Genomic DNA, 13,804 nt, shown 5'->3' on the forward strand with positions numbered 1-13,804 from the left:
ATTTTCTAACATTGTTCTCACCTAGTTTAGACTTTGTAAAATACTGAGTTAAGAATTCTTTGACCAACTTATCAGACAAAATCCTCGATTCTTTTGCTTGTTTTTCTTTGGTTAGCAGTTTATGAGTTCCCGTCTTTATCTGATGATTCGTCTGCCGAGTAACCGATTGTGCTCCAATCGTATAACCAATCAGAATAATGAAAGTTGCTATCGCTAGCCCTCCTAACCCAATCAATGCCCTAGCTTTTACTTTATTGATCATGTTTACTATCTCCTTTTTCCATAGATAGCAACATCTTAACAGGAATGGCTTGGAGAAGTTATCACAAGAAAAGGACTACCGCTTTGGTAACCCTATTATTTACACTATTCTGTTTTTGACAATCTTACTTATGATGACACATAAAATAAAGCAATTAAAGACTATATAAAAGCCTGTAAAACTCCAAATCCCATTTGCTGCTAAGTCTTTGTTGTATAGGTATCGCTCTGTGAAAAAAGTAAATTCCATAAACACTGAGAAAAAAACTTAACTATGATTTCTCTTTTTATTTAAACGAATAATATTGAATTTTGTCTTTTCACACACCCTCCAGTCCATATCTACTAAACAGTCATACTAAATATTTTCGGAACTGTTATTTAATTCCAAATTTTCACTGAGCATTGACTAAGTCAATTCATTTTGTTTTAAACAGTCCGGTTTCACTTCCTTAATCAAACATAATTTGATAAATCATTTTCACCATCATAGATAAATTCATCATCAATATGATGAGCGATTTCAATAACAGTAATTGGTAAATTAAACAATAGGCTTCGGATGTTTTTAGCATTTTTAACATCAAGCGAAGCTGTAACTTCATCTGCAAGAAGAATATCTCTCTGTCTAATGAGACTTCGTGCAATCTCAAGACGAATTTTTTGACCTCCAGAAATATTTTCTCCATTATTAACTATCTGATAGTTTAAAATATCATCTATCTCAGCCATTAAACCAACCTGTTCTAGCTTTTCCAATAATAACTCATCTGGAAAATCTTCTCCCAAAGTCAAATTAAAACGAATACTATCATTAAATAGATACGGTGACTGAGCAATTAAACCAATACGATTGCGATAAACATTCATTACTTGGCCATTATCAAATACCATCTTGATAGAGCCTCCATTAGGAAGCAATTCTTGTAAAATTAGCCTAAAAAGGGTCGATTTCCCAGAGCCACTTGGTCCTTTTATCAAGTATTTCTTTTCTTTCTCAAAGGTATAAGATAGGTCTGAGAAGAGAGTCCTACCAGCAAAGGATTGTCTTAATCGATGACATTCTAAAGCTTTAAAACCTTCAGTAAAAAGCAAATCCACATTATCATTAGGTGTAGGCTGATTTAATATCTGATCAAATTCTTCCGAAACAGATTTTGCTCCCTTAAGTCTGAAGATAGCATCCACAATACTAATCAGCGGTTGCTTCAGACATGTTGCTGCAATAAACATAACAATCAGATCAGTTGTTCTTAGATCAGTCCCTGCTGTAATCAAAGTCAAACCTAAAAAGACTGGTAAGAGTTGAGATACAAAGAGCATCAGATTAGCTAAAAAAGCAAAAAATGCTCGTGTTATCTCAAAGCTTTGTCGAGATTCTTCGTAATATTTGGATTGTTTTTGAACTTTTTTGATAGTCGACAAAAGAGCTTGATTTTGCGATAAAGTTGAACTTCCTGCAACCAAATCGCTGACTAATGCTAATAAAGTCTGTCTCTCTTTTACCTGCTTACTCCCTTTTTGCTCTGCCATTTTACTAATAACATATTGAACCAATAAGTAAATAAAAGCACAAGCAATAAACATTAGACCAATCGGAATATTTTTAAACAAAAGATAATTGCTAAGCAAGAGAAAGTTGCTCAACTGAGCAATAAGTAGAATACTAGGATTGATATGATTCAAGAGATAATACTCAACATCCTGTGTTAATAGTGAAATTTTCCTTTCATTATCAATGTCTGGATAAGTAAGCATTAAATGTTTATAAAGACGAAGACGAATATTACCACATCCAATTGTCATAATCTGATTAATTAAGAGATTAGCTATAAACATCACCGTATATAAAATCACATACAAAGTTAATCCATAAATCAAAAAATTCCAAACATCCTTACTGCTATTTAAAGATGTTAAGTCAAAAATTTTATTGGTAATAAATGGTTCAATAAGAAAAACGAAACTATTTAAGATGCAGGAGATAAGAGTTACGGATACTAAAAATTTATTAAAATACTTAAACATCTCATCACCTACAATTCTATAATCTCATTATAAATGATTGCTCCGTCTAAATGGTGAGCCACTTCGATAATTGTTATCGGAAGTGAAAAAAACAGTTCTCGAACACGACGAGCATTGTCTTTATCTAATGCTGCAGTTACTTCATCAAGAAGTAAAATATCTTTTTGACGAAGTAATAATCTCGCTAATTCTATTTTTACACGTTGACCACCTGAAATGTTACTTCCGTTATTTTCAATCTTAAAGTTGAGACCTTCTGGTAATTCCTCAAGTAAATGGACTTGATTTAAAACCTTTATCATCTCTTCACGAGAAAAAGTCTGATTCAAACAGATATTTTCTTCTAGGGTTCCATTAAAGAGAAATGGTAACTGACTTACCATGCCAATATTGGCTTGGTAAGTCTCAAAGAATTGAGCATCACAAGTCTCAAGATAAATTTTTCCTGAATCAATGGCTTCGCCCTTAATTATATTTAAAAGAGTTGTTTTACCTCGTCCACTAGCTCCCTTAATCAAATATTTTTTCCCTTTTTCAAAAGTATAGGAAAAATCTTTAAAAATAGGTTTGTCTCCATAAAATTTTGTGACTCCTTGTAAAGTCAGAGCTTTGAAATTTGGAATGTATGAAACTTCTGAGTCATCAACAACCTTATCCATCACATCATAGATTTTTGTTTTGACAGAATTAGTAGCCTGCATACTGAAAGTAGCATACATTATATTTTGAAGGGGATTTGACAAACTATTTGATGCAATAAACATAGCCACAATCGATGATGCTGAAATATGTACAAAAAAATCTGGTAATAAAAAATAAATTCCAACTGGTAGAACACGTCCTAAAAATTGTGTCACCCCATTGCAGAAAAATAGAAAATTAGACAAGTAATAATAGTTTCTGCGAGTGGTTTCATAGGTTAGTACCTGATGTTCAAGTTTTCTATAAGTCATCGCAAAAGCCTGATGATTCAATATTGTACTTCTTCCATTAACATAGTCCATGATGAGAGACATAGAACGTTCTCGTTCCTCACTCTGCTTTTGACCAAAAGAATCTGCAACTTTACTTAAAAGCAGTTGTGGCAATGGACGTAATAGAGAGCCTAGAATAAATAAACACGCTAGAACAGAATTTAAGGTTATTAAATACACCGACACAACCAAGAAAATCATTCCATTTTTTGGCAAACGCATAACCTGAGTCACATAATTATCATAGAAAAATTCTAAATCTTGACTGAGAAAATTCGTTATTGCATGTTGTTCCATTGACTCGCTAGATAGGAGTAACGTCTTAGTCAACTTGTTCCGCAATACTAACATGATACGTTTACAAGACACCTCATGAACAACATTCGCACAAAATTCCAAACCATAAAACAACAAATATGTCAAAAGTCCCACGATAAATAGTTTTCCCAATGACTCAAAATTCGATACCGTATCAATTACAATAAATTTTTGAATAACTAAGGACTGCAAAATACTGGAAAATGCCCCAAATACAAATACAATAAAGGCAAAATATCGGAATTTCCCAAGATAGGATAGTAGTTTCATCTCATGTCCCTCTAAAACAAAGAAGTTAGCTAGGAAAGGTTAGCTAACTTGTTAAAAGTCATAGTAATTTAGCATTGTATTACTAATATTATAGAATCAATTACATATTTGATCATTTAATATCATACGTAAACAGCTTATCAAATTGCTTTACAGCTTAACATCCTATATTAGCACAAACTTTGTATCCGCTCTCTATGTAGTTGACACAACCTTTCCCAAGACTTTTCTTGATTTATCCTTGCCAAAGAGAGATTCTCTCAAGAATCTCTCAATATTATTAATGATTCACGTCTGAGTATGCAATATAAAATTGAGTTGCCTCATCCCCGCCTTTCTCAAGGAACATATACCACCATTCGCCATTTTCGTTAAAGTACCTACGCCATTCAATTGCGCCTTTAGAGTGCATATATACAACACTGCTTTCCTTATTTGGCTCGGCATATACCGGGGTATCTTTATCTAGCTCTAAGGTTCCTGAGGTTGCTTCCCATCCTCCAAATCCTCCTTGAAGCTGAGTTGTAGCTTCACTCTCTGATTGAGAAAGCTTGCTCTCAATCGGACTATCCTGCGCTACGGTAGGGCCACTTGACTCAGTCACATGTTTTTCTGAAACTCCAGATTTCTTCGTTGTTGAAGTATCATTTTTACTGTTTTGGAAAGGGCTCTTAATAACTTTTTGTTGTGTTTTTGAACCATTCTTGTCAGATTTTTTAGAAGAACTCTTGGTATTTTTCTTATCTGTTGCTGAAGATTGAGTTGTTTTTGATGTTTTTTGATCAAAGCCACTCTTATCGACGTTTTTGCTACCGCATGATTTTAAAACAATAAACGACCCTAAAAGCAAGGCAAGAATTAAAGCAAGTGCAAAAATAATTTTTTTGGTTTTTTTCATGATAGCCCCCTAAGTAATATTAATATGACCTTTATTTCTTAGGACTGCAGCATGACTAATCACTGATGTCCGTCTGCTAAAAATTTGTCGCGAGTTATGTTATTTTCAGCATCATAATAAGCGATTTCAGACAAAGACATTTTTGATTCAATTTTGATACTAGCATGTCCCGATAATAAATATATTCCTCTGGCAGAAACTAATGACTAAACAACAATTGCGATATTGATAGCGGTTTCAATTGCACCAACTATTTTACCACCGTTTGTTAGCTAATACAAGTGAATTTCGTCCTCTCCTAAAAATTTTTAGGACAACTAGAGCTTACAGAAATTTGATTTCTTCCATCATTTTTTCTTATTTGCTAACTACCAGATAAGGTCATCTTGCCTGGCTTGAGTTGACAAATTGGAACATTGACTTCCTTCAAAATTTGCGCACTTGTAACATTTGAGATGAGGACATTAAAAGATCAAGACTAGCTGATTAATCATCTTTATGGCGTAACGTTTTTAAAACAGTCATCTAAGTTGTAAATTTAATGTTCAAATAAAAAACCCCACCAAGAAATAACTTGATGGGGTTTTGGGGTAGAATGAAACTATTCTACCTATTTTTAATTGCTCTAAGCAATTTTTAACTCTTAATTTACTAAGTTTGCGCAATCAAATTGCTATACACTTCTTATTTAAGAGTGATTGTTGCTCCAGCTTCTTCAAGTTTAGCTTTAAGTTCTTCAGCTTCAGCCGCAGTAACGCCTTCTTTAACGTTAGCAGGTGCGCCGTCAACAAGACCTTTAGCTTCTTTAAGTCCAAGACCTGTGATTTCACGAACTGCTTTGATAACGCCAACTTTTTTGTCGCCAGCAGATGTCAACTCAACGTCAAATGAATCTTTAGCAGCTTCTTCAGCGCCACCAGCAGCAGCAGCAGCTACAGGAGCAGCAGCTGTTACGCCAAATTCTTCTTCGATAGCTTTTACAAGATCGTTAAGCTCAAGGATTGAAGCTTCTTTAATTTCAGCAATAATGTTCTCAATGTTTAATGCCATTGTATTTTCCTCCAAATAGTTAAATTATAATGTAGTTAGCAGCACTAGGCTACTTGTAGACATGTTAGGCAGCGTCTTCTTTGCTTTCTGCAACAGCTTTGACAGCATATGCAACGTTGCGAACTGGTGCTTGAAGAACTGAAAGTAGCATTGATAGCATACCTTCGCGGTTTGGCAATGTTGCAAGAGCCATGATATCTTCTTTAGAAGATACAGCGCCTTCGATTGCTCCACCTTTGATTTCAAGTGCATCAGCAGTTTTAGCGAAATCATTAATAATTTTAGCTGGTGCGATAACATCTTCATTTGAAAATGCGATTGCAGATGGTCCAACGAAAACATCTTCCATGCCTTCAAGTCCTGCTTTAACAGCAGCACGAGATAAGATAGAATTTTTGATCACTTTAAACTCAACGCCACTTTCACGAAGTGAACGACGAAGAACAGTGTCTTGATCAACTGAAAGTCCGCGTGAATCAACCACAACGATACTTGCAGCAGCTTTCATTTTCTCAGCAACAATATCGACTAGTTCAGCTTTTTTAGCAATATTTGCTTCACTCATTAGTTTTACCTCCGTAATTATTTTTGGGCTAGGCACAAAAAAATCGTACCTAAACCTAGACACGAAAGTACAAAGACGTCATTTTTAATATGCGTTTTGTGCCTCGGCAGGAATATTATGAGCATGCTCCCCTGCTGTCTTAGGTCAGTCTTTTTCAAAAACCTTACTAAGTATAACCCATTTTTATTAGCTTGTCAACCTTTTTTCCTAAAAAATATCAGTTTATATTTCCTGTCTTAAAGGGCTTCTAAAAATATTTCAATTATTGCAACAAAAAAGCGACTTGAATAGAAAGTCGCTAAAATAAGATTATAAATAGCCTAAAATAGTGTCCCAAGATTCATCCAAACCTAGACGCTCTGTTGATGAAAACATGATGAAGGCATCACTCTTGTCAAAGTTCAACTTTTTCTTGACCATTGATTCGTGCTTGTTCCATTTGCCTCGAGGAACCTTGTCGGCCTTTGTTGCAACGACAATTACTGGAATTTCATAATATTTAAGAAATTCATACATTTGGATGTCTTCTTTGCTAGGTTCGTGACGAAAATCAACGAGGCTAACAACTGCTCTTAAGTTTTCTCGTGTGGTCAGATATTCCTCAATCATAATTCCCCATTTGGCGCGCTCAGATTTTGATACCTTGGCGTAGCCATATCCAGGAACATCAACAAATCGGATTTTGTCATCAATATTAAAAAAGTTGAGCAACTGGGTTTTCCCAGGTTTACTGGATGTCCTAGCCAAATTTTTACGCCCTAAAAGTGTGTTGATAAAGCTAGACTTTCCAACATTGGACCTTCCTGCCAAGGCAATTTCTGGCAAATCATCTTGGGGATAGTGTGTTTTGTTAGCTGCACTAAGCAAAATAGAAGCATTATGAGTGTTTAATTGCTGTTCTTGTGTCATCATGTCTCCTTATGCTGTTTCTAAAACAGGTTTTGCTTGACCGGCTACAGCATCTTTTGTTATGAGCACTTTGCTGATATCTTCTTGGCTTGGAATTTCAAACATGATATCCAGCATGGTTTCTTCAATAATTGAACGCAACCCTCGAGCACCTGTTTTGCGCTCAATGGCTTTGGTTGCGATTGCTTCAAGCGCACCTTTTTCAAATTCAAGCTCTACGCCATCATAAGATAATAAAGCTTGGTACTGTTTTACCAGGGCATTTCTCGGTTCTGTCAAAATCTGAATGAGATCCGTTGTTGTTAGAGGCTCAAGTGCAGCGACAACAGGTAACCGACCAATAAATTCTGGAATAAGTCCAAATTTTTGGATATCTTCTGCACTGATTTCTTGCATATAAGAGGCATTTTCATCAATTTTTCGGCTACTTTGTCCAAAACCAATAATTTTTTCACCTAATCGTTGTTTAACAATGTCCTCAATGCCATCAAAGGCACCACCAACAATAAATAGAATGTTCTTGGTGTCGATTTGAATCATTTCTTGGTTTGGATGCTTACGACCGCCTTGTGGGGGAACACTAGCTACAGTTCCTTCGATGATTTTAAGAAGCGCTTGTTGCACCCCTTCTCCAGAAACATCGCGAGTAATCGAGACATTCTCCCCTTTTTTAGCAATCTTATCAATCTCATCAACGTAAATAATCCCACGCTCAGCTCTCTCAACATTGTAATCAGCTGCTTGGATAAGTTTTAGCAAGATGTTTTCTACGTCTTCACCAACATAACCTGCCTCCGTAAGAGACGTTGCGTCAGCAATCGCAAAAGGAACGTTCAAGCTCTTTGCCAAGGTTTGTGCCAAGAACGTTTTTCCTGAACCAGTCGGGCCAATCATTAAAATATTTGATTTCTGCAAATCAACATCTTCGTCGTCACGGCTCTCAGTAAAAGAAACCCGCTTGTAGTGATTATAAACTGCTACTGATAGTGAGCGCTTGGCTCTATCTTGCCCGACAACGTATTGGTTCAAAATATCTAGAAGTTCTTTTGGTTTTGGCACTTCTGCTAAATCTGCAAGAACTTCCTCGGCTAGTTCTTCTTTTATAATTTCTTGTGATAGTGCGACACATTCATTACAGATAAAGACATTGTTGCCTGCAATGATTTTCTTCACTTCATCTTGATTCTTGCCACAAAACGAGCAGTGAACTTTGATGTCATTCGTACGATTTCCTGTCATAATTCTTTTTTATCCTTCTCTTGTCAGTCTTTTAAAATAAGGTGCCATAAAAGGCATGTATGGTGTTAACGAGATTAGTGAACGCATTTAATAAAAAAAGCAATCCCAAACCAGGGCGATTTTTTTTGAAAGCTGGGATAGCACATAAAATACAAATAGCACACAAAAAAGCCGTAAATACTCCAAAGATACTACGCTGCATGGGGTATATTCTCCTCTTATTAATGATGTTTTAGCACTGTAACGGTAAAGTCATAAGGATTTTTTTCATCTTTTGGATAGAAAACTTCTTCTGCTGTTACAAAACGATGCAAATCCAACCTTGGTCGGTAAGTGTCCCCATCAAATCGGTGGTGAACAACGGTTTTGATGATTTTATTGAAATAACCGTCAAAAGCCTCAAGTACCTTGTTGCCACCAATAATATAAAGCGTTTTTTCTTGGGTGTGATACCACTCCAAAACCTGCTCCACACTAGCCATGGTAAGAGCTCCGTCAACATGGTAATGTTTGTCTCGTGTTAAAACAAGCGTCTGTCTATTTGGTAACAGACGACGCTTCATGCCATCAAAGGTTACACGTCCCATTAAAATGGCTTGATTAAGTGTTGTTTGTTTGAAGTGCTGCAGCTCTTTTGGCAAATGCCAAGGGAGACGTCCATCCACGCCAATCACTCCTGACTCGTCTTCAGCCCAAATGGCTACAATTTCCTTTGTCATTACTTAATTTCCTCAATATGAACTTTCTTTATTTTATCAAAATTCTAGTAAATATGCTCACAAAAAAATCTTCGGACTTTTTAAATAGCCAAGTCAAAGGATAACTGAGGTTTCACTGGATGATAATCTTCTAGGACAAAGTCTTCTGGCTTAATGTCAAAGAAATTCGTGCCATCTGGAACATTCAATACCAGTTTTGGATGGCAATCGACAGACTGACGTTTTAGCAGTTCTTGAGCCTGGGGAAATTGATTATCATAAATATGAAGATTGTTGACAAAATAGAAAAATTTGCCAACCTTCCACCCAAAATGCTTGGCAATCATCATTTGTAAAGCAACGTACTGCATGGCATTAATGTGATGAGCAACTAACATGTCATTAGATCTCTGTGTTAATGTGGCATCAAGATAAAGGTCGTCTCCAAGGCGTCTCACGTCAAACATGGTTTGAAAGGCACATGGCAGGAGTCCGTCGCTTTCTTCGAAGGCTTCGTAATCCCATAACGAGATAATGTTTCGCCTGTTCCAAGGGTTTTCCTCTAGCTGTCTTAAAATTTTATTGATGATATCATGTTTTTTGACGATAGCTCCATAACGTTGACCTATTGTCCTGGTGTGTCCGACTTCCCACTCAGCCCAATAATGGACATTGTATTTATCTTCTAAAACATCAAGGCTACTGGTTTGATCCTGATAAATCCACAACAATTCTTTGATAGCAGATTTTATCGGAATAGGACGCAGAGTTGTGATTGGAAATTCTCCCTTTGATAGGTCATACTCCGCAAAAGCTCCTGTGATGTATTTTGAATTAGCTATTTCCCCATTTTTATATCTCGGACGGGCTTGCTCACTAAAGACACCTTCTTCCATAATTTTTTTGATATTAGATTGAAAAATCTGATCTGCTTTTGTCATTTCAAGCCTCTTTCTTTGACGATAGTTCTTTATATTTTAACTAATTTTGTGAAAAAACACCAGAAATAATAGTTTGCTTTTAACTAATCAGGCAAGTTGATTAAATTACCTACTTTTTTCAAAATATGATAAAATGAATAAAATTGGATAAAAGAAGGACAACTATGATAATCGGAATTGATAAAATTGGTTTTGCAACCAGTCAATATGTCTTAAAAATGGAGGATTTAGCCACATCACGAAATGTCGACCCTGCCAAATTTAGTCAAGGACTGCTACTTGAATCCCTTAGCATCACACCAATCACGGAAGATATCATTACTTTGGCAGCTTCTGCTGCTGACCAGATTTTGACTGACGATGATAAAGAACATATTGATATGGTCATTTTGGCAACAGAAACAAGTGTCGATCAATCAAAAGCAGCTAGTGTTTATGTGCATCAACTAATGGGCATACAACCCTTCGCCCGATCCATCGAAATGAAAGAAGCTTGTTACAGCGCAACTGCCGCCTTGGACTATGCTAAGCTCCACGTTGCCATGCATCCTAAGTCACGTGTCTTGGTCATTGCGAGTGACATTGCTAAGTATGGTATCCAATCAGCCGGTGAAGCCACTCAGGGTGCAGGCAGTATTGCTATGCTAATCACTGAAAATCCTAGAATTCTACAGCTCAACCATGATAGCGTGTCTCAAACACGTGACATCATGGATTTTTGGAGACCAAATTACTCCACAACGCCATTTGTTAATGGCATTTACTCAACAAAGCAATATTTGGAGCTGCTAAAGACTACTTGGAACCGTTATCAAAGCCAACAAAACCGTTCGCTGCTAGATTTTGATGCCTTTTGTTTCCATATTCCGTTTCCAAAACTAGCTTTAAAAGGGCTGCATGCTATTATGGACGCGTCTTTGCCTGCCGAACACAAAGAAAAATTATTAGAAGCTTTCCATGCTTCGATTGTTTACAGCAAACAAGTTGGTAATATTTACACAGGTTCGCTTTATTTAGGGCTGTTATCACTTTTAGAAAATAGTCAGTCTCTAAAAGCGGGCGATCGAATTGGCTTATTTAGCTATGGCTCTGGGGCTGTTAGTGAAATTTTTTCTGGCCAACTGGTTGATGACTATGAGCGCATGCTACTACCAAATCGCCAAAAGGCCCTCGATCAGCGCCAAGCGGTGTCTGTACAAGAATACGAAGCCCTTTTTTACGAAGAAGCACAGCTTGATCAAAACGGAAATGCGTCTTTCGCAGATTACCTGACAGGAAAATTTGCTCTTGTTGAAATCAAAGAAAATCAGAGAATATATCACGCTTATGACCATGAATAACTTAAACTGGACTGGATTCTACAAAAAAAATATCGCACAACGCCTTGAGATGATTCAGCAAAATCAACTCCTCCAACCTAAACAATATCAGTGTCTGGCAGGAGATGAGCTATTGCCTCTTGAAACTGCGGATCACATGACCGAAAATGTTTTAGGGCGATTTGCTCTGCCTTTTAGTGTCGCACCTGACTTTTTAGTGAACCATAAATCTTACCACGTGCCATTTGTTACGGAAGAACCTTCCGTTGTTGCGGCAGCTTCTTTTGCTGCCAAGGTGATTAAGCGCTCAGGTGGTTTTCAAACGCAAGTGATTAACCGTCAAATGATTGGCCAGGTGGCACTGTATCATATCAACGATTTTGAACATGCTACGACTGCCATTCAACTAGCTACAGACCATCTCCTTGCTGTGGCAAATGCTTCTTACCCTTCTATTGTCAAGCGAGGTGGAGGCGCAAGAACCCTTCGCCTTGAACAAAAAGAAGAGTTTCTAATGGTCTATGTAACTGTTGATACTCAAGAAGCTATGGGGGCAAACATGGTCAATACGATGATGGAAGCTTTGGTCCCAGAATTAGAAGCCTTGAGTGGTGGAAATAGTCTAATGGCGATTTTGTCCAACTATGCAACAGAATCACTGGTACAGGCTCGTTGCTCAGTAGATTTGAGATTTTTAAGCCGAAATAAAGCAGAAGCCTTGCAGCTGGCACAAAAAATGGCCATGGCAAGTCAGCTGGCACAAATCGATCCTTACCGAGCAGCAACCCATAACAAAGGCATTTTTAATGGGATTGATGCCGTCGCAATGGCTACAGGAAATGACTGGCGCGCAATAGAGGCTGGCGCACACGCCTACGCTGCTAAAGATGGCACCTATAAAGGATTGAGCAAATGGGTGTTTGACTCAGAAAACGAAGTTCTGATTGGGGAAATGACACTGCCCATGCCAATCGCTAGCAAAGGAGGTTCCATTGGACTGAATCCTACAGTCCAAGTGGCTCATGATCTTCTTGGGAATCCTAATGCCAAGGAACTATCGCAACTAATCCTTGCTGTTGGTTTGGCACAAAATTTTGCTGCTATAAAAGCCCTCACCTCATCAGGTATACAGGCAGGGCATATGAAACTACACGCTAAATCCCTAGCGCTTTTAGCAGGAGCCTCCCAAGATGAAGTATCTGGCTTAGTGAAAAACCTACTAGCTGATAAGCCTATGAATCTGGAAAAAGCAAGGCATCACCTTGAAAAACTCCGCTCAACAAAGAAATCAGATTAAAAACCTTAGTTCACGCGAACTAAGGTTTTTTCTAGTTTTTATGCTGATGATTTGCTTGGTAAAGCTTACCATACAAGAGATAGTTAACTGTCCGGAGCTCTGCAATCGTTTTACAATCTAGCGCACACATGATCAATCTTAAATCATCTTTCCAACCATTGACAATCGCAATGGCTTGATCGAGCGAATGCTTTTCGACAAGTTCTAAGATTGTTCGAGACAAGCCCACTGCACGCGCACCTAGCACAAAACACTTAATCATGTCCAAAGGGTGTCTCACGCCTCCTGAGGCTAATAACTCAACCTTATCAACAAAAGACTGGGCATTGAGTAAGGCTTGCACCGTTGTTTGTCCCCAGTCATCTAGGTAGGAACGATTGCCTCCCCTTTGATTTTCGATATAAGCAAATGAAGTTCCACCTCGCCCAGAAATATCAAAGGTTTTAATACCAATTTGCTCTGCTATTTCAATGGTTTTCAGGTCCATTCCAAAACCAACCTCTTTAAGGATAAGCGGAACTGGTATGTGACGACAATAATCGTCTAAGTGTTGTTTCCAAGTGCGAAAAACCCGCTCACCTTCTGGCATCAGCAGTTCTTGCATAAGGTTAACATGAACTTGTAGGAACAAGGGGTTCATTTCTTGAACCGTTCGTAAGCCTAACGCCACTGGCTTATCTAAGCCAATATTAGTGGCTAGCATCACATTATCTGCGACGTTCCTGAGTTGATAAGAATGGTCATCTTTGTTTTTCAAGGCTGCACTGTAAGATCCCGTTACCATAACAATACCCGTAGCTGCAGCCAGTTGTGCTAGTTTTTCATTGATGGCTTGGCCTTTGGCACTTCCTCCAGTCATGGCATTAATATAAAAAGGAAAGTCATAGTCTCGTCCCGCAAAATGAGTCGACAAATCAATTTCCGCCAAATCATAAGTGGGTAATGAATGGTGAATGAGTTCCATCTCATCAAATGCATTATAAGGCGATTGGTAACTCAGAGCGTATTTGATATGATCATTTTTCCGATTTTCCATT

Annotated in this window: 12 protein-coding genes, 2 pseudogenes and 1 other annotated feature; of the genes and pseudogenes, 2 read left to right on the forward strand and 12 right to left on the reverse strand. The window is 37.6% G+C overall.

Going from position 1 to position 13,804, the window contains the following annotated elements:
- Window positions 1–4: 4 nt before the first annotated feature.
- The 11 genes and pseudogenes from AKK44_RS01970 to AKK44_RS02015 all read right to left on the reverse strand — a co-directional run.
- Window positions 5–262, reverse strand: a pseudogene (locus AKK44_RS01970) (peptidylprolyl isomerase); the annotation flags it as partial.
- Between the two features lie 99 nt (window positions 263–361).
- Window positions 362–524, reverse strand: a pseudogene (locus AKK44_RS09195) (DUF5966 family protein); the annotation flags it as partial.
- 193 nt (window positions 525–717) lie between these two features.
- Window positions 718–2,289, reverse strand: a complete 1,572-nt coding sequence (locus AKK44_RS01975) for an ATP-binding cassette domain-containing protein (protein ID WP_054278285.1) — start codon at window positions 2,287–2,289, stop codon at window positions 718–720.
- An 8-nt stretch (window positions 2,290–2,297) separates the two neighbouring features.
- Entirely contained in the window at window positions 2,298–3,560 is a 1,263-nt protein-coding gene (locus tag AKK44_RS01980; protein ID WP_236686644.1) for an ATP-binding cassette domain-containing protein, read from the reverse strand.
- Between the two features lie 571 nt (window positions 3,561–4,131).
- On the reverse strand, window positions 4,132–4,749 hold the full coding sequence (locus tag AKK44_RS01985; protein ID WP_054278287.1) for a hypothetical protein: 618 nt from the start codon (window positions 4,747–4,749) through the stop codon (window positions 4,132–4,134).
- Between the two features lie 684 nt (window positions 4,750–5,433).
- Window positions 5,434–5,799, reverse strand: coding sequence for a 50S ribosomal protein L7/L12 (gene rplL, locus AKK44_RS01990; protein WP_037595784.1), 366 nt, complete (start codon window positions 5,797–5,799; stop codon window positions 5,434–5,436).
- A gap of 64 nt (window positions 5,800–5,863) precedes the next feature.
- Complete coding sequence (rplJ, locus tag AKK44_RS01995) at window positions 5,864–6,364, reverse strand: 50S ribosomal protein L10 (RefSeq protein ID WP_054278288.1); 501 nt, start codon at window positions 6,362–6,364, stop codon at window positions 5,864–5,866.
- A 28-nt stretch (window positions 6,365–6,392) separates the two neighbouring features.
- Window positions 6,393–6,526, reverse strand: a sequence feature (ribosomal protein L10 leader region).
- 147 nt (window positions 6,527–6,673) lie between these two features.
- A complete protein-coding gene (gene yihA, locus AKK44_RS02000) occupies window positions 6,674–7,273 on the reverse strand; it encodes a ribosome biogenesis GTP-binding protein YihA/YsxC (RefSeq protein WP_037595789.1) in 600 nt (199 codons plus the stop codon).
- A 9-nt stretch (window positions 7,274–7,282) separates the two neighbouring features.
- Window positions 7,283–8,512: an ATP-dependent Clp protease ATP-binding subunit ClpX gene (gene clpX / locus AKK44_RS02005; RefSeq protein WP_054278289.1), complete on the reverse strand. Its 1,230-nt coding sequence runs from the start codon at window positions 8,510–8,512 to the stop codon at window positions 7,283–7,285.
- Between the two features lie 221 nt (window positions 8,513–8,733).
- Window positions 8,734–9,231, reverse strand: a complete 498-nt coding sequence (locus AKK44_RS02010) for a dihydrofolate reductase (protein WP_054278290.1) — start codon at window positions 9,229–9,231, stop codon at window positions 8,734–8,736.
- An 80-nt stretch (window positions 9,232–9,311) separates the two neighbouring features.
- Complete coding sequence (locus AKK44_RS02015; protein ID WP_054278291.1) at window positions 9,312–10,151, reverse strand: thymidylate synthase; 840 nt, start codon at window positions 10,149–10,151, stop codon at window positions 9,312–9,314.
- 164 nt (window positions 10,152–10,315) lie between these two features.
- On the opposite strand from AKK44_RS02015, the gene AKK44_RS02020 reads away from it, so the two are divergent.
- Together AKK44_RS02020 and AKK44_RS02025 are read left to right on the forward strand one after the other, a co-directional pair.
- Complete coding sequence (locus tag AKK44_RS02020; protein ID WP_054278292.1) at window positions 10,316–11,491, forward strand: hydroxymethylglutaryl-CoA synthase; 1,176 nt, start codon at window positions 10,316–10,318, stop codon at window positions 11,489–11,491.
- Window positions 11,478–12,767 (forward strand): hydroxymethylglutaryl-CoA reductase, degradative, encoded by a 1,290-nt coding sequence (locus AKK44_RS02025; protein ID WP_054278293.1) that lies wholly within the window; start codon window positions 11,478–11,480, stop codon window positions 12,765–12,767. Before AKK44_RS02020 ends, AKK44_RS02025 begins: the two co-directional genes overlap by 14 nt.
- 31 nt (window positions 12,768–12,798) lie before the next feature.
- On the opposite strand, the gene fni is transcribed toward AKK44_RS02025, so the two are convergent.
- Window positions 12,799–13,803 carry a type 2 isopentenyl-diphosphate Delta-isomerase gene (gene fni, locus AKK44_RS02030; RefSeq protein ID WP_054278294.1) on the reverse strand — a complete coding sequence of 335 codons (1,005 nt, stop codon included), beginning with the start codon at window positions 13,801–13,803 and terminating at the stop codon, window positions 12,799–12,801.
- Window position 13,804 lies beyond the last annotated feature (1 nt).

This window comes from Streptococcus phocae, from assembly GCF_001302265.1.
Lineage (GTDB): Bacteria > Bacillota > Bacilli > Lactobacillales > Streptococcaceae > Streptococcus > Streptococcus phocae.